This is a genomic window from Pseudoalteromonas sp. P1-25, from assembly GCF_001401805.1.
In the GTDB taxonomy this organism is placed as follows: domain Bacteria; phylum Pseudomonadota; class Gammaproteobacteria; order Enterobacterales; family Alteromonadaceae; genus Pseudoalteromonas.
Window position 1 is genome coordinate 1 of record NZ_LKDW01000024.1, and the last position, 21107, is coordinate 21107.

The 21107-nt window shown below is 40.7% G+C and carries 16 protein-coding genes; 5 read left to right on the top strand and 11 right to left on the bottom strand.

Features of this window, described 5'->3' with window-relative positions; translation table 11 throughout:
* Positions 1–3146: Ig-like domain-containing protein (locus AN393_RS14090; RefSeq protein ID WP_235576205.1), on the bottom strand; the 3146-nt coding region annotated here is incomplete at its 3' end.
* A gap of 343 nt (positions 3147–3489) precedes the next feature.
* On the opposite strand from AN393_RS14090, the gene AN393_RS14095 reads away from it, so the two are divergent.
* Positions 3490–4725, top strand: a complete 1236-nt coding sequence (locus AN393_RS14095) for a TMEM143 family protein (RefSeq protein ID WP_055018423.1) — start codon at positions 3490–3492, stop codon at positions 4723–4725.
* 63 nt (positions 4726–4788) lie between these two features.
* Here AN393_RS14095 and AN393_RS14100 read toward each other — a convergent pair whose 3' ends face one another.
* The 5 genes from AN393_RS14100 to AN393_RS14120 form a co-directional block, all read right to left on the bottom strand.
* A complete protein-coding gene (locus tag AN393_RS14100; RefSeq protein WP_055018424.1) occupies positions 4789–7926 on the bottom strand; it encodes an efflux RND transporter permease subunit in 3138 nt (1045 codons plus the stop codon).
* Positions 7927–7934: 8 nt separating this feature from the next.
* Entirely contained in the window at positions 7935–9182 is a 1248-nt protein-coding gene (locus AN393_RS14105) for an efflux RND transporter periplasmic adaptor subunit (protein WP_055018425.1), read from the bottom strand.
* The gene (locus AN393_RS14110; RefSeq protein ID WP_055018426.1) at positions 9179–10441 is read right to left on the bottom strand and encodes a TolC family protein; all 1263 of its coding nucleotides are present in this window, start codon (positions 10439–10441) and stop codon (positions 9179–9181) included. Before AN393_RS14110 ends, AN393_RS14105 begins: the two co-directional genes overlap by 4 nt.
* A gap of 150 nt (positions 10442–10591) precedes the next feature.
* Entirely contained in the window at positions 10592–10900 is a 309-nt protein-coding gene (locus tag AN393_RS14115; protein WP_055018427.1) for a hypothetical protein, read from the bottom strand.
* An 80-nt stretch (positions 10901–10980) separates the two neighbouring features.
* Positions 10981–11799, bottom strand: a complete 819-nt coding sequence (locus tag AN393_RS14120) for a helix-turn-helix transcriptional regulator (RefSeq protein WP_055015084.1) — start codon at positions 11797–11799, stop codon at positions 10981–10983.
* 111 nt (positions 11800–11910) lie between these two features.
* On the opposite strand from AN393_RS14120, the gene AN393_RS14125 reads away from it, so the two are divergent.
* Positions 11911–15006, top strand: coding sequence for a beta-galactosidase (locus AN393_RS14125; RefSeq protein WP_055018428.1), 3096 nt, complete (start codon positions 11911–11913; stop codon positions 15004–15006).
* Between the two features lie 69 nt (positions 15007–15075).
* Here the strand turns inward: AN393_RS14125 and AN393_RS14130 are convergent, their stop codons facing one another.
* Complete coding sequence (locus AN393_RS14130) at positions 15076–15522, bottom strand: DoxX family protein (protein ID WP_055015082.1); 447 nt, start codon at positions 15520–15522, stop codon at positions 15076–15078.
* Between the two features lie 277 nt (positions 15523–15799).
* On the opposite strand from AN393_RS14130, the gene AN393_RS14135 reads away from it, so the two are divergent.
* The gene (locus AN393_RS14135) at positions 15800–17407 is read left to right on the top strand and encodes a diguanylate cyclase (protein WP_055018429.1); all 1608 of its coding nucleotides are present in this window, start codon (positions 15800–15802) and stop codon (positions 17405–17407) included.
* A gap of 25 nt (positions 17408–17432) precedes the next feature.
* Here AN393_RS14135 and AN393_RS14140 read toward each other — a convergent pair whose 3' ends face one another.
* Both AN393_RS14140 and AN393_RS14145 read right to left on the bottom strand, forming a co-directional pair.
* Entirely contained in the window at positions 17433–18218 is a 786-nt protein-coding gene (locus AN393_RS14140) for a hypothetical protein (protein ID WP_235575981.1), read from the bottom strand.
* A 153-nt stretch (positions 18219–18371) separates the two neighbouring features.
* Positions 18372–18791, bottom strand: a complete 420-nt coding sequence (locus AN393_RS14145; protein ID WP_024033213.1) for a VOC family protein — start codon at positions 18789–18791, stop codon at positions 18372–18374.
* 271 nt (positions 18792–19062) lie between these two features.
* On the opposite strand from AN393_RS14145, the gene AN393_RS14150 reads away from it, so the two are divergent.
* Together AN393_RS14150 and AN393_RS14155 are read left to right on the top strand one after the other, a co-directional pair.
* A complete protein-coding gene (locus tag AN393_RS14150) occupies positions 19063–19368 on the top strand; it encodes a hypothetical protein (protein ID WP_055018457.1) in 306 nt (101 codons plus the stop codon).
* Positions 19365–19748: a hypothetical protein gene (locus AN393_RS14155; RefSeq protein WP_055015080.1), complete on the top strand. Its 384-nt coding sequence runs from the start codon at positions 19365–19367 to the stop codon at positions 19746–19748. The genes AN393_RS14150 and AN393_RS14155 overlap by 4 nt, the downstream gene beginning before the upstream one ends.
* A 1-nt stretch (position 19749) precedes the next feature.
* Here the strand turns inward: AN393_RS14155 and AN393_RS14160 are convergent, their stop codons facing one another.
* Positions 19750–20577, bottom strand: coding sequence for a sterol desaturase family protein (locus AN393_RS14160; protein WP_055018430.1), 828 nt, complete (start codon positions 20575–20577; stop codon positions 19750–19752).
* Positions 20574–21020, bottom strand: a complete 447-nt coding sequence (locus AN393_RS14165) for an SRPBCC family protein (protein ID WP_055018431.1) — start codon at positions 21018–21020, stop codon at positions 20574–20576. Before AN393_RS14165 ends, AN393_RS14160 begins: the two co-directional genes overlap by 4 nt.
* Positions 21021–21107: the final 87 nt, after the last annotated feature.

Here is a 21107-nt window from a genome sequence, read left to right on the forward strand (position 1 = left end):
TGTGCTGAAATCGGGTTGCCTGCCACATCGGATACGCTGGCTGTGGCAGTGAGTGTGCCATCGTTTAATGCGCTTGCATCAATCGGATCGGTAACATACTCGCCGTTTTGCACAAGTGCCGTGGATTCAACTTGGTTTGTGCCATCACTGATGATCACTGTCACGGTTTGACCGTCTTCCACATCGCTCACCGTGCCACGTACAACCATGGCGGCGCTTTCACCATTGCCATTAATCACGCCGTCGGCTGTTTTATCAATGCTGGTTGTAATTTCTGCTAACTTATCTATTTCGACTATATCTATTGCAATAGCTTCATTACCAGCGAGGTCAGACACCTCAGCATTGGCAACAATATCACCATCGTTTAAAGAACTTGCATCAATAGGAGCTGTAACATATTCACCATTTTCAACAATTGCTTGTACTACTATGTCTGGATTTACACCGTCTCTTAAGCTAATTGTGACAACTTGACCATCTTCAATGCCAATTACAGTACCACGCACTACAATTTCTTGGTTTTCGTTACTGCCATTAATAACCGAATCAGCCGTTTTATCAATGCTAGTTGTTATTGCTGCCGTTGTGTCTATCTCAACATTATCTTGTGCACTAACAGGGTTACCTGCTGCATCAGTAACCTCTGCAGTAGCGACCATCGTACCATCATTTAGGCCAGTTGCGTCCATTGGTCCAGTAACATATTGACCATTTTGAACTACTGCTTGAGTAATTACAGGAGGATTAATGCCATCGCTCAAAGTTACAGTAACTATTTGGCCATCTTCCACATCTTCTACAGTACCGCGTACAACCACACCTGCATTTTCTGCTGAATTTACGTTGTCTCGAAGATCATCGTCTTGTCCGTTAATGACTCCATCATCTGTTTTATCTATTGACGCGGTGATTATTGCGCTATTATCTAATTCAAAAGTATCTTCAGCTGTGGCGGTATTGCCTGGCGTATCTAACACAGTTGCTGTGGCAGTAATTTCACCATCTTCTAATGATGAAATATCGACGCCTGACAGCTCATAGTTTCCATTTTCAACAATTGCAGTAACAACGACTTCATTGCCTACTGAATCTGTAAATACGATGGTAACTTCTTGGCCATCCTCTACACCATTTACTAAGCCACTGAGCGAAATGTCGGTATTTTCAGAGCTGCCATTTATAATGCCGTCTTCGGTTTTATCGATACTAAGGGTTAACGTGCTTTGTGTGTCTTTTGCAAAAGTAACCTCTTGAGTTGCCTCATTCCCAGCGGCATCAAAAATGCTAATTTGTGCTGAAATTGCGCCATCTGCTAACGATTCAATATCACCACTGATTTGCCAATTGCCATCAGCATCAACCTCTGTTGTTACAACTACTTGCTGATTATTACTATCTGTAAAAGTAACAGTAACTAATTGGCCTGCCTCAATATCTGTAACCGAGCCGCTGAGTTGTACATTATTTTGCTCAGCGCTATTAATAACCCCGTCAACATCTTGTGCTACTAAGCTTGCAGCAACAGAGCTATCATATTGGGCTTCATCAGAAGCACTCGCGGGATTTCCTGAAATATCTTGAGCAGTTGCATTTGCGCTAATAGTGCCATCATTTAGCGATGAAATATCAACGCCGGTTATTTCATAACTCCCATTAACTACAATTGCCGTTAACGTAATTGGGGGGTTAACACCATCACTCAATACAACAGTTACAGCTTGGCCATCTTCAATACCGGTTACTAAACCTCGTACCGTCACGTTACTCTGTTCTTCGCTGTTTATAACACCATCTTGTGTTGAGTCTATCTCAACAGTGAGCTGTGCGGTTTTATCATGTAAAATAACTTGAGAAGAGTTACTCTCATTGCCTAATAAGTCTTGTGCTTGCGCTGTTGCTGTGATCTCCCCATCACTTAACGAAGAAATATCAACTGCTAGTTGATACTGGCCATTTTCAACAATAGCCTCAACAGTCACTTCATTACCATCAACATCTGTTAAAGTAACTGACACTATCTGACCGTCTTCAATACCTTCAACTGTTCCGCTGACCAGTACTATGTTCTCTGAGTTATTAATTACGCCGTCTTCGGTTTCATTTACTTCAATTGTTATTATTGCAGTTGTATCTTTAGAGAAAGACTTTTGTGTTTGAGTATCATTACCCGCTATATCAATAGTGCTAACTTGGATAGTGTAATTTCCATCGGCTAAGTCAGCAAAAGGTTCTGGGCCGACACTCCACTGGCCATTAGTAACCGTAGCCTCATACGTTGCAATGGGGTTACCTTGCGAATCAAAAATGGTTACTGTTACCAGCTGTCCATCTTGCACATCTACCACTTCGCCCTCGAAATCAATGGGCTGATTAGTGTTTAGGCCATCTTCAAAATCAATAAAAATATCTGCTTGAGTATCTTTAATTTTTGTCTCGCTAGCAGCGTCATCTTCATCTCCGCCAACTAACGACACTGTCGCAGTAACTTCACCGTCATTTAATGCTGTGATATCGATATTAGTAACAGACCACAAACCATCCTGAACTTCAGTTGTGACTATAATTTCGTTGCCGTCTGAGTCACTTAAAATTATTTGTACTATCGACCCATCTGGTACATTTTCAACAGTGCCGGAAAACTCCAAAGCCACAGCGTCATATTTATTAATAAAAATACCATCGCCACCGAGTTGCCCTACATTGAAAACAGGATCAGGTGTAAATTCAAGAAAGTCAGGATCTTCTACCTCAGCATCAGCAACGGGTGTGGTTTCGTAGCCAGATTCAGGAACTAGCTCTTGCCCTTGGCGGGCAATAAGTTGATAAGCCACTTGTGCGTCATTGGCATCATTTGATGATAAAGAAGTAACACTACTTGTATTACTTCGGGCATCAAATGTACTATTTTGACTTAAATCGGATACAAGCTGCGAAATAATATCCTGTGGGACCACAAGCTGTTCATTCGCTTCAGAGAAAACAAGCTTATTTTCTTCAAGTGCAATATCACTGCTGTTTAATACGGGTAGATCGGCAAATTGCTCTGGTACAGAGTCTACCTTGACCCAATCTCCATTATCCATAACAACCCATACATCACTTAGTAGTTCGACAATAACAACAGCTTTACTTATATTTTCCAAAGTGAATATCCTAAATAGTTAATGAGAGTAAACAGCGGCTTAGCTAAAAATAGATCTAATTATTATAAAATCCAGTAATTAAAACAAAATATTAACATTAATCAATACATTTTTACTGGCTTAATTATTGACAGATTAAAATAATAATACTTAATCATAATTAAATATCAATATTAATAATACAAAATAACTAGCAAAATATAATTACTGTACTAATACAACGTATGAAAGGACGAGTTGGATTCAATAAAGTTTATTTATTTGTAAATCTATAAATTAGCATTTCGACGGGGAATAAATTAACATCCCTAAAGGTAGTTTCATTTCCAAATTAGTCAAGAAAATGCAAAATGCACGTTTTATTCCCTTTCGAAAACAAGATATTGTTGATATGTGTAGTGATGAGTTGGCCAACGGCTCAGAGCAAACATCGTTTAAACAATTTTGTGATTTATTAGCAAGCCTTATCCATTACGATTATCACGCAACACTTGAGTCGCTTAAAAATAACTACGCCCCTTTTGATCCTAATAGTGACACGCGATCTTTAGCGCCGGTTTCACATGTTCAAAAAGCGCAGTGCCAACGTGATTTTGCAAAAGATTTTGCAAAGGTTTTAAACGCCGCTAACTTTGAAGTGATCACTAATCAAGATTTACAAGATGCATTAAACGAAGAGTCACTATTTAAAGTGCGCCTTGAGGTAGAGTTTGACGACTTTGAAGAAGTGGTTTTTTATCGCCGTGGCGAGTCGCAACTCACTGAAACCATAACCAGCTTTTGGGGCCTTCGTAAAAAAAAGCTGCATTTTACTAATTACGACCGCGTGGCGGTGTTCATTCGTTTTAAAGATAAAGCCCACTTTGAAGCTAAAAATAAAATACCTTTAGGGTTTGAACCAAGTTCGACCATAGTAAAGCTGTTTCAAAATGTACCAAAAGCCGACCTTGAAATGCTATTCCCTAATAGCGAAGTACGTATGCGCCCTATTGATAAAGTGATTATTGGCTCATCGGCTTTAATTGGCGGTGCCGTGGTTTTAATTACTAAGCTAGGCGCATCCATTTTATTGTTATTTGCGTTGATTGCTTATTGGGGTGGTTTTAGAAATGAGGCCGTAGAAATGACCCAGCAGCACTTTATTACCTTTGCTATTGGTATGGGGGTATTTGGCAGCTTTATTTTTAAAGAGTGGAGTAAATTTAAAAATCGTAAAATTAAATTTATGAAAGCGCTTAGCGATAACCTTTACTTTAAAAACCTCGATAATAACGCCGGTGTTTTTCATACCCTTATAGACGCCGCTGAAGAAGAAGACATAAAAGAAGCCCTGCTTGCTTATACGTTTTTACTTAAATCTACAAATGGCCTAAGCGCACAAATGCTTGATGAGCAAATAGAGGCGTGGTTTAAAACAAAGTATAAATGCGAACTCGACTTTGAAATTAGCGATGCACTTGCAAAATTGGAGCGTATGCATTTAGTCACGTGCAGTAATGAGGTGTATAACGCAATCAGTTTAGAGCAAGCAAAAACCGTTTTGGATAAGCGCTGGGATAATCTTTTTCAATATAATTAACCTGCATGGTTTACTTAACAACAAAAAAGCAGCTGAAGTTTCAGCTGCTTTTTACGTTATGAACTAAACAGCTTGATGCCTAGTAAACTTTGCATGCACTAACTTATAAAGTGCAGGCAATATTAATAGCGTAAGTAAAGTTGATGAAATAATACCGCCCACCACTACCGTTGCCAATGGCCTTTGTAGCTCAGCGCCAGTGCCAGTATTTAGCGCCATAGGAATAAACCCTAAACTTGCCACTAAAGCGGTCATAAGTACTGGGCGCAGGCGCGAAAGTGCACCTGTTTGTATCGCATCTATTAAACTAAGGCCGTCGGCTCTTAACTGTTTAATAAACGACAGCATAACCACACCATTTAATACTGCTACACCGCTTAGCGCAATAAAGCCAACGCCTGCCGATATTGACAGCGGCATGTCGCGTAACAATAACGCAAGCACGCCACCTGTCAGAGCAAGTGGTACGCCGCTAAATATTATTAACGAATCACGCAGTGAATTAAACGCGCTATAAAGCAAGCCAAATATAAGCAATAGAGTAACCGGCACCACTAGCGATAAACGCTTACTTGCCGATTCTAACTGCTCAAACGTGCCGCCATATTCAATCCAATAACCACTTGGTAAATTAAGTTCTGAATTTAAAGCTGTTTGTGCATCGCTTACAAAGCTTGCTAAATCACGCCCTTCTACGTTTGCAGTGACTACAACGTTACGCTTACCGCTTTCACGATTTACTTGATTAGGCCCTTTATCAATACTAATTGTTGCTACTTCGCCAAGCGGAACAAACGCAAGGTCGGGATTAGCACTTTTTGGCACAGCCACAGGCAAACGAGCCAGCTGTGTTACATCGCTAGACCAACGCTCATCTAAACGCACTAATAACGAAAAACGTTTATCACCTTCGTAAATAAGCCCAGTTTGTACACCGCCTACTGCAGCACTTACACTTTGCTGTATATCGGTTACGGTTAAGCCTAACAGCGCCATATGGTCGCGAAGCGGCGTAACCGAAAGCGTAGGCAAGCCTTCCATTTGCTCAAGGCGTACATCAGTTGCACCCGTAATGCTTCGCACAAGCGTTGTAGCTTTTTCCCCGTACTGTTTTAATGTTGATAAGTCATCACCATAAATACGTACTGCTACATCGGCCCGCACGCCTGCTATTAGCTCGTTAAAGCGCATTTCTATTGGTTGCGTAAACTCATAGTTATTACCAGGCACTTCATTTACTAAATGGCGAATTTGCTTAACCAGTTCTTCTTTAGGTAAAGCAGGATTAGGCCATTGTTCGCGTGGCTTTAACATTAAGAATGTATCGGCAACGTTAGGTGGCATAGGATCGTTTGCGACATCGGGCGTACCAATTTTTGAAAATACCTTTTCAACTTCAGGTATGTCTAAAATGGCTTGCTCTAACTCTTTTTGCATTTTTACCGATTGCTCAATGCCGGTGCCGGTAATGCGCAGTGCATGCATAGCAATATCGCCCTCATCAAGCTGTGGTAAAAATTCAGCACCCATATTTTTCACTTTAAAGCCAAGTGTAATTACAAGCACAGCAGCAATGCTTAGCATTACCCACGGTAACTTAAGCGATAAGCCAAGTAACGGTTTATAGCCTTTTTTAATACCGCGCATAACCGTATTTTCGCTCTCACTCACTTTACCGCGTACAAATACCGCAATAGCGGCAGGTACAAAGGTTACTGCAAAAATAAGTGCGCCAACTAATGCTGCAACCACTGTAAACGCCATTGGCTGAAACATTTTGCCCTCAACACCACTTAATGCAAATAGCGGTAAATACACCAGCATAATAATTAAAATGCCAAATACTGCTGGACTGAACACTTCTTTAGTGGCGGCGGTTACCACACTTAAACGCTCATTTAATGTAAGTAGCCTGCCATGTTTGTGCTGCGCAAGGCCAAGTTGCCTTAAACAGTTTTCAACCACAATTACAGCACCATCAACAATTAAACCAAAGTCGATTGCGCCTAAACTCATTAAATTACCCGACACGCGATTGCCAACCATACCGGTAATGGCAAATAACATACTAAGCGGAATAACCATTGCCGTAATAAGCGCACCGGTTACGTTACCCAGTAATAGCAGTAAAATAACAATGACTAACACTGCGCCTTCAAACAAATTGGTTTTTACGGTTTCGATGGTTTTATCTACAAGGCTTGTACGGTCATATACAGGCTCAACCACTACACCTGCTGGTAAGCTAAATTGTACATCTTTGAGTTTATTGGCCATGGCTTTTGCCACTACACGACTGTTTTCGCCAATAAGCATCATAGCGGTGCCAAGTACAGTTTCTTGGCCATTATAAGTGGCAGCCCCTGTTCTAAGCTCTTTGCCTAAACGCACGCTAGCAACATCCTTTATGCGTACAGGCGCATCATCACGCTTTGCAACCACGGTGTTGGCTATGTCATCAATGGTTTTTAATTGTCCTGGCGAGCGTACTAAGTATTGCCCATCAAAACGCTCAATAAACCCTGCGCCTTGGTTACTATTATTTAATTTAAGTGCTGTAATTACATCGCTAAGCGTAAGCTTATAAGCCAGTAGCTTTTCAGGTATTGGCGCTACTTGGTATTGGCGTTCAAAGCCGCCTTGGCTGTTTATTTCGGTAACACCTTTTACTTTTAAAAGCTGCGGGCGAATAATCCAATCTTGCAAAGTACGTAAATCTTCTGCGTTAAATGGCGTGCCATCGTCTTTGAGCGCACCTTTATTTGCATGCACAGAATAAGTAAAAATTTCCCCAAGGCCGCTCGCAATTGGCCCTAAGTTTGGCTCAATATTGGCAGGCAAGTCTGAGCGAATACTTTGAATGCGCTCTGATATTTGCTGGCGCGCCCAGTAAATATCGGTACCTTCGTTAAAAATAACAGTTACTTGCGAAAGCCCATAACGCGAAATCGAGCGGGTGTAATCAAGCTTGGGTATACCTGCCATTGCGGTTTCAATTAAATAGGTTATACGCTGCTCTGCTTCAAGCGGGGTAAACCCGGGTGCTTTAGTGTTAATTTGCACTTGCACATTAGTTATATCAGGTACGGCATCCACCGCTAAATTTTGGGTGTTATATACGCCAAAGGCTGCAAATAAAAGCGTGAGCGCAAGCACCATCATGCGGCGTTTAACCGCAAACGAAACTATCCAGTTAATCATGCTGCCTCCTAATGTGAATGGCTTGCGCCGCTTTTTAATATATCGGCTTTAATTACATAACTGTTTTGCGTTACATACTCACTGTTTGACGACAGCCCCTCAAGTACCTCTACCCACTCGCTGTTTTTAGCACCAAGTTTTACAGGGCGTACTTCAAACACATTGCCGCTTTTAATAAACACACTCGGTTTACCGTTAAACTCTTGCACAGCAGTAGCCTTTACTCGCACTGCAGCATTTACATTTGCGATACTAACGTCGCTATTTACGTGCATGCCTGGGCGCCAATGGCCGTCAGGATTTTTAAGCGCAATACGCGCACGTGCAATATGTCCGCCCGTCATCATAGGCGCGATAAAAAACACCTCACCTTCTGCGTGTAAATGATGATGTAGGTCGTATACTTTGGCGCTTTGTCCTATGGCAAGTTTTTCAATATTTTCAGGAAACGCGGACAGCTCAACCCATACCGTTTCAAGATTGACTATTTGCATTAACGCGCTACTAGCAAGCTCACCACGCTTTAAATATTGCTCGGTAACAACGCCTGTCATTGGGCTTTTTATGATGTAATTTTGCAGTGTTTCACGGTTGGTAATGCTTGCGAGTTTATCGCCTTTTTTAACGTGTTGACCAATGCTTACAAATATATCGTTAACTAAACCTATGTAAGGCGCCATTACTTCAACGCTGCCTTGCGCAGTGGGTGCTATAACACCAAATAAAGTATCGGTTAGTTCAACGCTACCCGCTTTTGCAATCTCAGTTTTAATACCAGCACGTTCAATTGCTGCCTCGCTTAGGGTTGTACGCCCCTCTTCTTGCTCATAGTGGTAGTTAATTTTTTGCCCTTTATAACTTGCCATTACATCAAGCTTAAACGAGTGCGGCTCATTCACGCTTACGGTACTGACCAAATAGTCATCTTCGGCTTTAAAGCGAATAAGCTGTGGTTTTTCACTTAAACGCTGTACGTTTATGGTTACGTCCAACTGATTTATATCCACAGCATCTTCGTTATCATACCCGTATACTCGTAGCTCGGTATTACCAGCAAACTGAGTTAATTTAAGCTCTAAATCAAGCACGTTATTGGTGAGTAAAAACCCGCCATGAGGGCCTTTTACTTGGTGTTCATCTTCATGGCCTTCTTCATGACCTTCTGCGTGATGATTAGCCGACGCCATAGCCGTGCTACTTAATAATGGGAATGCAAAAAATTGCGTAACTAATAATGCGATAAGTGTTTTGTTCATGATTGATGAGTCTCAATTAAAGATTGGCCAGTTAAGCGCTCAAGAGTAAGTAGTACTTGATATAGTTCGCTATGGGTGTTGATAAGAGCGCGTTTAGAATCAAATAAAGCTTGCTGCGCGTCTAGCAATTGCAATACCGAGATTTGCCCTTGTTGATAGCTCTTTAAGCTTTGTTCTATAAGCTTTTGCGCTTGAGGAATAACGTGCTGCGCTAAAAGTTGTGCCTGCTCAGTTTTACCTTGGTAGTACGCATACAGCGTGCGTATTTGTTGGCGCAACTGTATACGCAATTGCCCTTGTTGCTCATTAAGTAAGGTAAGTTGATGCTGCGCCGCCTCAATATTACCACTGTTAGAATTGCTTAATTGCAGCGGCATTGAAAACGAAAACACAAACGAGCTGGCGTCAGCTTGCTGGTTATAACGCACACCGCCGCCTAGCGTTAAATCACTTTGACCCGTAGATTTTTGCAGTGCCAAGTTGGCAGTTTGTTGCACATATTGTTGTTGTAGCAATGCAAACTCAGGGGCACTATTAACCGCATCAAGCAGTGCTTGCTCGCTTTTAAGAGGGGCAATGAAACTTAAATCACCTGCATAATAATCGCTATATACCTGTTTTTGCCAAAGCTCATTAAGCGCTAAACGGGCACGCTCAAATTCACTTTTTAACATGAGCATATTTAGATCTACTTGGCTTAATGCATAGCGCATACGAGTTACATCAGCACTTGAGGCAGCACCTGCTTTAGCACGCTTTTCAATTGCGTTAAGCGCCTGCTCAACAGTGTGTTTACGCTCACTGTTTAACGTAATTAACGCCTGAAATTTTAGTACTTGGTAATAACGCTCAGCGGTGGTGGCTAAAAGTGCTAACCGAGTGTTTTTATACTCAATTGTTTGCGCTTTTATATTAGCTGTTGCGTAATTTACGCGCTGTTGGCGTTTATCACCCAGCTCTATTAATTGGCTTAGCGCCAATGTGTATTGCGCCCCTTTAATGCCACTATAAGCCTGAGTGCCCATAATATTTTCAGCTTCAAAGCTTACAACGGGATTAGGCTTAAGTGCAGCTTGGTCTTTTAAAGCGCTTAAGATTTTTTGATGATAAGGATAGCGCTTAAGCACTGCATTTTGCTGCTCGGTATTTATTAGCGCTTGCTTAAGCGTTAATACGTTTTGAGGCTCTTTTTTTGCCAAAGCGCTCTGTGTGGATAATGCGCACAGTAGCGCCACCAGCATTAGTGGTTTTTTATTCATATAGCATGTCCGTTTTTTAACAAACAGAGTTGGCTTAATCACTGCACTTGTATTAAAAACATGCGCGATCAAGCAACCTAAATATGCACACAACTAGCCTAACAGCACTTATGCGCAGGCAGTTATTTACAAAGTATTTAAAATTAGAAACTAGCTATAAGAATTAGGTGGCGGAACATCTGGTGGGTAATTTAAACCATTGTAACAAGCATTGTTTGTGGCTTGGCTTTGCTCAGGGCTTATTGAATGGTTTATCGTACTGTAGTAGCCACAGTGGCAATGCTGATGGGCATGAATTTCAGTAGGTGATTGCGCATCATCGTCATTGGTATCGCTATGAGCGTGAATATGCGTGGCATGATCTACTTCTTCTTGTAAATGATACGCAGCAGCGTCACAGCTAATAAAGCTATGCACAAGCACTAAAAGTATCACAACTAAAAAGTAGTTTGAGCGCATTACCTACCTAAAACTATAAAATGCAATTTAAGAAAGCGCACAATACATTAAATTTATTCAAATGTAGAGAGCCGCTCACGTTATTTTCTAAATTCGCTTGGTGATACACCCACTGATTTTTTAAACCGTTTAGAAAAATTAAATATATTAGGATACCCCACATAAGCGGCAATATGAGCAACTGGCCAGCGGGTATTTAGTAGTAAGCTTTTAGCTCGTTTAATACGTAAATAAATTAGCTGCTGCATTGGGCTTTTGCCATATTGTGCTTGGCATAACCTATGTAAATGCGGCGCTGAGTAATGCACGTGTTCGCACATAGCCTCTATTGTCCAATCAAACTGTAAGCGTTCTTCTATCTCTAAAAACAAGCTGGTTAACCTGTTTTGCCCGCCTATTTGCGCTTCGCTTTGCAGCGTAGTGTTTAAATAATGGCTTAAAATAGGCATAACGCCTTCACGTAAAGTAGCGCTTTTCTCACTGTATAAAAGCTCCATAGCTAAATGCAATGACTCTAATTTTTGTTCATAAAGTACAAGCGCCTCAGTCAAATTTAAGTGCTTCCAACGATGAGTATTTGCAAGGTTTAACCAAATAACATCCCAATGCGGAGCATCAATTTTCACTTCAAAGCCTTGCTTAGCAGGTAACACAATCAGCGTATTTTCTGTCAACGTATATTTGTTATGTTCTGTTGTAAGCTTTCCTTGGCCTGACAATGTATAAAACAGGGTGTGCTCTAAAGGCGATGAGCGCGCAACACAATATCGCCCCGATAAATTAGAACACCCTGCTAGTGTTATGTGCAGATCTGGGGCTTGAGCGAGCGCCGCTACATCAATAAACCGCTCTGTACACTCGGGGCCAATATCAAGTACATCTACAATGGTGTTGCGCATAATTTAAATGATAGTTTTGGATAAATACAAGAGAGCTTTAAGCATAACCTCAATGCATTATTTTAGCTATATTTAAGCCACTACAATTGCCACACATGCAATAGGACACAAATGAACTCACTTCAGCACATAATTAACCGCCGCGATTGGGAAAATCCAATTTCGGTGCAAGTTAATCAAGTAAAAGCGCACAGCCCTCTTAATGGTTTTAAAACGGTTGAGCATGCCCTTACAAACACGCAATCACAAAAGCAAAGTTTAAACGGTCAGTGGGATTTTAAATTATTTGATAAACCCGAAGCGGTTGATGAGTCATTGCTAAGTGAAACACTCGCCAACAGCTGGCAACGTATTCCAGTGCCTTCTAACTGGCAAGTACACGGCTTTGATAAACCTATTTATTGTAATGTTAAATACCCCTTTGCCGTAAACCCGCCATTTGTACCAAGCGATAACCCAACAGGTTGCTACCGCACTGAGTTTACTATTACGGAAGATCAATTAGCGCAGCGTAATCATATTATTTTTGAAGGCGTAAACTCGGCGTTTCACCTATGGTGTAATGGCCAATGGGTGGGCTACTCGCAAGATAGCCGCTTACCCAGTGAATTTGATTTAAGCGATTTACTAGTTGCAGGCACTAACCGCATTGCGGTTATGGTAATTCGTTGGAGCGATGGCAGTTACCTAGAAGATCAAGACATGTGGTGGCTAAGCGGTATATTCCGCGATGTTAATTTACTTACTAAACCCCAGCACCAAATACGCGATGTATTTATAACTCCCGATTTAGACGCCTGTTATCGCGATGCAACACTACATATAAAAACGGCAATAGGTGCGCCAAATAACTACCAAGTAGCCGTACAGGTTTTTGATGGTGAACAAGCACTGTGTGAGCCGCAAATCCAAAGCACTAACAATAAACGTGTTGATGAAAAAGGCGGCTGGAGCGATGTTGTATTTCAAACAATTGATATACAAAACCCTAAAAAATGGACCGCTGAAACCCCTTATTTATACCGCTGTGTTGTAAGCCTGTTAGATGAACAAGGCAACACCGTAGAGGCTGAAGCCTACAACATTGGCTTTAGAAAAGTAGAAATGCTGAACGGGCAGCTTTGCTTAAACGGCAAACCGCTGCTTATTCGCGGTGTTAATCGCCATGAACACCACCCTGAAAACGGCCACACAGTTAGCACCGCCAACATGATTGAAGATATTAAGCTGATGAAGCAAAATAACTTTAATGCTGTACGTACTGCTCACTACCCTAACCACCCGCGTTTTTACGAGCTGTGTGACGAACTAGGTTTATACGTAGTAGACGAAGCAAACATAGAAACCCATGGCATGTTTCCTATGGGTAGGCTTGCCAGCGATCCGCAATGGGCTGGTGCATTTATGTCGCGCTATACACAAATGGTTGAGCGCGATAAAAACCACGCCTCTATTATTATTTGGTCATTGGGTAACGAATGCGGGCACGGCGCAAATCACGATGCTATGTATGGCTGGTCAAAAAGCTTTGACCCGTCGCGCCCAGTGCAATACGAAGGTGGCGGCGCAAATACCACCGCAACCGATATTATCTGCCCCATGTATGCCCGTGTAGATACGCATGTTGCCGATGACGCCGTACCTAAATACTCTATTAAAAAGTGGTTAAGCCTTCCAGGTGAAACGCGCCCACTCATTTTATGTGAGTACGCCCATGCAATGGGTAACAGCCTAGGTAGCTTTGACGATTACTGGCAAGCATTTAGAGAGTACCCGCGTTTGCAAGGTGGCTTTATTTGGGATTGGGTAGACCAAGGTTTATCTAAAACCGATGAAAACGGAGAGCATTACTGGGCCTACGGCGGCGATTTTGGTGATGAACAAAACGACCGCCAATTTTGTATTAACGGCTTATTATTTCCAGATCGCACGCCGCATCCAAGCTTGTTTGAAGCTAAATACAGCCAGCAGCATTTACAATTTACGCTGCGTGAGCAAGCTAAAAACCAATACAGCATTGATGTATTTAGCGATTATGTATTTAGACACACAGATAACGAAAAGCTGGTTTGGCAGTTAATAGAAAATGGGCGATGTATAGAGCAAGGCGAGCAAGTTATTAATATTGCTCCACAAAGCACGCAAACAATCACTGTTAATACAAAAACGGTGTTTAAAGCCGGTGCGCAATATCACCTTAATTTAGATGTAGCATTGATTAACGACTCAAGCTTTGCAAGTGCCGAGCATGTATTAAACACCGAGCAATTTAAGCTTATAAATAGCCAAAGTTTAAACGCTGATACATTTAAGCCCACTTTTGTAGCCTCAGCACATGGTGCTCTAAATATTAGCGAAACTAACACACAGCTTAGTATTGAAGGCGATAGCTTTAAACTAGTGTTTAATAGTCAAACAGGCCTTATTGAGCAATGGCTACACAATAAAACCCCAGTTATTAAAAGCCCATTAGTTGATAATTTTTACCGCGCAGCGCTTGATAACGACATAGGCGTAAGCGAAGTAGACAACTTAGACCCTAACGCATGGGAAGCGCGCTGGCTAAGAGCGGGTCTTGGCCAGTGGCAGCGTACATGTCACTTGTTTGAAGTTGTGCAATCAAAAGTAGATATACGTATTACCTGTGTATTTAGTTATGGATTTAATGGCGCAGTACAAGCAAAAACTACATGGCTTTATACGCTTAATAATACAGGTGCAATTAACTTAAATGTTGATGTGCAACTAAACGATGCTTTGCCGCCCATGCCGCGTATAGGGTTAAGCACAACGCTTAATAAACAAAGCGATACTCTAGTAGATTGGCTTGGTTTAGGCCCATTTGAAAACTACCCAGATCGCAAAGCAGCTGCGCGTTTAGGTTATTACAGCTTATGCTTAAATGAGCTACATACACCGTATATATTCCCAACCGATAACGGCGTACGTAGTGATTGCCAATTACTAAGCGTTAATAATTTAACCGTAACTGGTGCGTTTTTATTTGCGGCCAGTGAGTACTCACAAAATATGTTATCGCAAGCAAAGCACACTAATGAGCTAGTAGCTGATGATTGCTTACATATCCATATTGATCATCAACATATGGGTGTTGGCGGCGATGATTCGTGGAGCCCTAGTACCCATAAAGAATATTTACTTGAGCAAAAGCAGTACAACTACTCTTTAACTTTTTTGACTAAATAATATAGCCCTCAACTCAAACAAAAATAGCGGCTAAATTAGCCGCTATTTTTTAACTATAAATTCCTAGAGCTATTTATCAGCTAGCTTTTTAGCAATAACACTATCAACCGAAAAGCTACCAGCCCCTTGTACAGCAAGCGCAGCAGTTACAACTAATAAAGTAAGTGCGTATTCGTAACCATTGTTAGCCATAAATAAACCATTGTTAATGTGTACACTAAATATAGCAATCAACATTGTAAACGCCGTAACTATGGCTGCTGGGCGTGTTAATAAACCAAGTGCTAATGCAATACCGCCAAAAAATTCAGCGCTGCCTGCCATTAAAGCCAACCAGTATCCAGGCTCTAAGCCAATACTTGCCATCCACTGCCCTGTGCCTTCAAGGCCGTAACCGCCAAACCAAGCAAATAATTTTTGCGCGCCGTGCGCTGCTAAAATTAAACCCACTGGTACACGTAAAATAAGTGCTGCTGCGCCTGCTTTAGAGTTTAATATTTTTTGTAGTAGTGTCATGCGTTTTATCCTGTGTAAATTTATAAGGTGTTAGTTTTGCTAACCGATGAACACAGTTTACTATCATCATTTAAAAACATTAATATCGATATTATTGGTTAATTATAAACACTACGTTTAAAGTTGAGTTGTTGAGCGTGTTATTTTGTACATAGAGCACTTACACATGTAAGAGTGATTTTAATCGCGCACTTTTAAACCTTATTAAACAGTAAACTAATAGCTAAATAGTGCGGCTCTGCTAGTATAAAAAAGTAGTAAAAAATTGGATCCGCTTATGAGCTATGAAAGTAATAGATTGACTTTTTTCCCACCTAAAAATAAAGAAGCGTTCTTTTTTATTTTTATTCTTTTGCTCGCATTATTTATTACTTTTGATTCTCATGCTGCCGATGTATGCAAAATAAAGCACTTAAATTCATCCACGCCGGCCTCTGTGCTAAAGGTAAATACTCCTTCTGAACTGACAGCTCAGCGCGGTGTTAATCAATACCAAATTAATTGCTCACTTGAAAACGCTGGCGTACTCAGTTTTTTGCGCCCAGGACTTGATAGCTTTACTTGGCGGCAAAAAAATACGATAAAAGCGCCATTAAAATCAGGCCAAGTCGCCTATTTAATGGACTCAGGTACCTTTACAGCCACAATAACATTAGAGTCAAAGCTTAATTACACACCGCGATTTAAATGGCAACACACCCATACTTATTTTGAAAAAACGCAGCAACATTCGCTGATTATGGGATCATTTTATGGGCTATGCATAACGCTTATTTTTTATGTATTAATAATGGGGCACAGGCTTAACGAAAGTGTATTTAAGCTCTACAGCATTTATATTTTTTGTATTGGTAGCTTTATTTTATTACAAGAAGGGCAACTGTATTTATTTGTAACACAGCATGTATCTGGCGTTATTTTTAATTTATATCTGCTCAGTATTGGTTTAACTGTGCTAAGTGCCACATGGTTTATGCTCGCTTTGCTAGAAACAAACAAACGCTGGCCTAGATTAACTAAGTTACTCAAAGCATTAGCCTGTGCTGTCATGCTAAGTGCAGTACTTAAAATGCTATTTACAAACCTGTTTTTTTGGACAATAGCAGGGTATGTGATGTCTTATTGTTCACTCTTTATTGTGGCTGTTATTTTTACACTGGCAGCTATGCAAGCTCTCAAGGGGGTACGTGAAGCAACACTCGTTTTTGTAGCGCTTAGCCTTGTGTTAGTCAGTATGATCTTTAGGGTGCTGCTTATTAACCAAAGCCCGTTTATGCAGCGTTATGGGTTTGTGTTAGCATTTGCGGTTGAATCATTTTTGTTAGCCGTTGCGGTATCAAGGCGTATTAGCCGAATGCGAATCGCACAAAAGCGCGCCGAGACCGAAGCCGACTACGACCCTCTTTGTAGTATTTTAAACCGCAGAGGCTGGGCTAAAAAATCATCTTCGCTTATAGATTTACACACTAAAAAAGGCGGTGTATTGTGCTTAATGTATATAGATTTAGATGACTTTAAACAAATAAATGACACCTACGGCCACGCCGTAGGTGACGATGCTTTATGCAAAGTCGCCACTTGCTTAAAAAGTAGTGTTCGCAGCAACGATGCTGTAGGGCGTTTAGGCGGTGATGAATTTGTAGTGCTAGCGCACTTTTATAAAAATGCGCAGGTAAGCCCTAAAACTCATCATTTAAAAACCACCTTAAATAGGCTCACAATAAATCACAACAACGACCCTATTGCCATTAAAGCCAGCGTGGGAACCACCGTATTTAGTGAACCGCCCTACTCTATTGATGAAATTTTAAAAGCGGGCGACACTGCCATGTACCATGAAAAGTTACAACGAAAAGTTAAGCCACTCACATTAGTAGATGGCTAATTTTAAGCAATATAGCTTATTACTATTAAACCGTAACCGGCTTTGCAAATTGTTTACGGTTTACATAGTGGCTCATAATAATGGTAAACAACGTTGAGCACACTGCAGCCGCAGCGTATACCTGCCAAATCACAAATTCAAACTTAAGCGCCAGTGCAATTACAGCAAAAAATACGCAGCCGCCTAACGAGCCAATAATGCCACCGTTAAGCACCTTATACGCTGAGTATTTTTTATTACTAGCATGCGCAATACTGCCCATTACCGCTAATATCACCGGGAAGGTAGATAGCAAGCCACTCCACATAGCGCCTATATTTGCTGATAAAAACGTAACTAAAACAATAAAGCAACTGACCAATAGCATTTTTACAGGCAGCTCCCAGGCCGCGATAAAAGGTTTAGCATCGGGCGCAAACTTTAACTTACTTGAGGCCAGCGCAAGCACCCATAATGTTCCTAGCGAAAGCAGCGATGCAAAGGCAATACTCACCGGGAATAACAAGGTAAATGCACTAAAAGTACACCACAGTATTAATGCAGCAAACAGCGCTTTAACGACCCCATATTTTGCAAGCATGGCGGCATAACAAAAACAAAATAAGCCAATACCGCTCATGCCATACAGCGACGCAACAGCTGAATTACTCGCAAATAGCTTACCTTGCTCAAGCGCAATGAAATAACTAATAGGGCCTGATGTGATAGGTAACCCAGGAATAATACCACTTACAAAGCTGCCAAAGCGTTTTTGGGCATAGTGAATAAAAAATAAAAGTATCGGCGCAAAGGTGAGTTTTAACAGCAACATAAACAACCATAAAGTATGAGAGTTGCGTGTTAGTCTACGTTTTAAAGTCCGTACTGTAGAGTGAATAAATATCACTCATACGGTGTAATTATTTTCACCTATAGGTACAAAAAAGGCCACTACAAAAGTGGCCTTTTTTTAAATAAATATTGCTTATGCTTTTTTAAATAAAACCTCAGGGTTTACCATGGTTTTCATTTCAAGCACGTTGCCGTTTGGATCTTCGATAAAAAAGGTTTCTTGTTCAAACTCATCACCAACAAAACGACGATAAGGTTTGTCTAGGTATTCAAGCCCCGCATCTTCTATACGTTTTTTTAAACCGTTAAATTCGTCTTCTGATAAGTGAATACCAAAATGCGGTACCGCCACAGCCCCCATATCTACATCATGGCGCACAGTGGGTAGGCGCTCTTCGCTTTGGTGTAATGTGAGCTCATTACCCCAAAAGTCTATGTCTACCCAGCGCCCTTCTTCGCTGTTCCCTGTTTTACAGCCAAGCACATCACAGTAAAACGTTTTAGCCACTTTTAGATCGCCCGCGGGTATAGCCAAGTGCAAACAGTTAGACATAAATTACCTTTAATCTTTTAAATTTGTATATTAATAACCTCTATTATACATAAAATATAATTTATGAAACATTAACAGCCAAAAGTAAGCATAGTTAATACCACCAAAGCTTAAAAAATAGTCTTAATAACAATTAACGCTAGCCCCCACATTTTATTTATTAGAGATAGTTAGAAAGCGTAAAAGGATTAGTTTAAAATGTGCCACTATGATTAAATTCTTATTTTTAAAGTTTATAACTTTCTTTTTAGGCTTTGTTGCCTGCTTTGCCATGCACACTACTTTTGCTCTGCCTTTAGTTATTTCGGCGGCGCTAACGGGGCTTATTGGCTCGTTTATTCCTTTTCCTAAACAATTTAAAAACCACCCTTATGCGGCTATTTACGCAGGTAGCTTTGCCGGCATGTGTTCTACGCATTTGATTACAAGCTATTGGGAAATAGCCATAATTTCAGTTATTGGCGCCAGTTTATATGTGCTTACAATAAATATGTTTACCGGATTTGGCGGTAAGCTTGGCAGTGTTGCCTTTGCAAGCGTGGCTTTATTTATGTTGGCTAAAGGAGTGGTTTTATGAATTTAGAATACCCATTTATAGCCTTATTAGGTGCATTTTTAACGTTTTACTTAGCCAAACATAATCGTTTTGACGGCATACGAGCCTCGGCGTCGCTTTCTATTATTGCTTATTTACTATTAACTGCTTTAAACCTAAACCCCGACTTATACTCAGTCGTATTTTTTGGCGGCACATTTATAGGCATGAGTGCCCCACATAGGTTTGGTATTTATACCGTTACCAGCTCATCTATTTTATTTTCGTTTTTATTTGAATACCTAGTCCCAAAGCTTGATGGTTATGGCGGTGCGCTAGGGGTAAGTGCGTTTTTATCTATTTGTATTTGCCATATGTTTATTTTACTCGGCGCGCCAAGAAGTAAAAAGCCACTTGGCTAAATCACTCGTTTTTAACTTTAACACTACTGGTTGGGTAGCCAAATAGCACTTTGCATTTAGCTTTTAACCCTTTCGCCGTATAGGTACTTTTTAATAAATGAGCCCACTGATGAAACGTTATTATTAGTGGGTTATTGCTATTTAACTGCCCTACGATACCGTATTTACAGGGCTGATTTTTGTCTTCTTCTACAAATGTGCCAAATAATTTATCCCAAATAATAAGCACACCGGCAAAGTTTTTATCAAGGTAGTGCTTATTAATTGCATGATGAACCCTGTGGTGCGATGGCGTATTAAATACGCTTTCAAACCAGCCTAACTTGCCTACGATTTGCGTATGCACAAAAAATTGATACGCCAAATTAAGGGCCACTACGCTAAATACGGTTAAAGGGTCAAAGCCGAGCAGTATCATAGGCATCCAAAATACCCACATGCCGGCTACTGGGTACATTATGCTTTGTCTAAACGCAGTGGTAAAATTCATTTTAGTGGAGCTGTGGTGCACCACATGGGCCGCCCACAACCAATGAATATGGTGCGATGCACGATGAAACCAATAGTACAAAAAATCTTGCAGCAAAAATGCAAAAGCAACACTTAATATACTTAGCTTTATATCAAATAAGCGGTATTCGTAAAGCATATAAAAAAATGGCATAAGTAGCAGCAATGCTATTGCATCCGCGCCTTGGTGCAGCAAGGCTAAAACAGTGTTTGCTAGGCTATCTTTTATATTGTAATAGCGCTTAAATTTTACAAATTCAAAGCACACAAATACTAAAAACACAGGGCTTAGGGCAAGTAAAATAATTTCTGAGTTCATACTTTGCCCGCCATAAAGTAATGCTGCAATTTATTTAATGCCTGGGTTATATCTTTACTAATTAGGTGTTTTAGCAAAGCATTTGGCAGCCACCATGGCGCTTTACAGCGTATACAATAAGTAAGCTCGGTAGTGCTGCTTTTAGCGCCTGCATTAGCAACTAAATAAATATCACCTTGATGGTGTGCCACAGGCTTATCACCGATTATTTGATAGCAAATATGGCTGGGGTTAGCCATTATTATACGCTCATTAAACGTGGCATTTGCCATTTTTACTTGCCTAATGGCGCCTTTACCGCCTTTTAGCTCACCACTATTTTGTGTTTGTATTAGCTCAAACTTGGCATTAAAAAAACGATCTAACTGCTGATGATCCAACAAGGTGGTTATTATTTGCAAAGGTTCTGCATTAAGCGTTTGTTTTATTGATATAAAGATCATTGGTTACAGCGAAGATAATTACTCATGTAACTAGCATATAAAAATTGAACATGGCAAGCTTGCTCATACACGACCATTTTTTAGCTT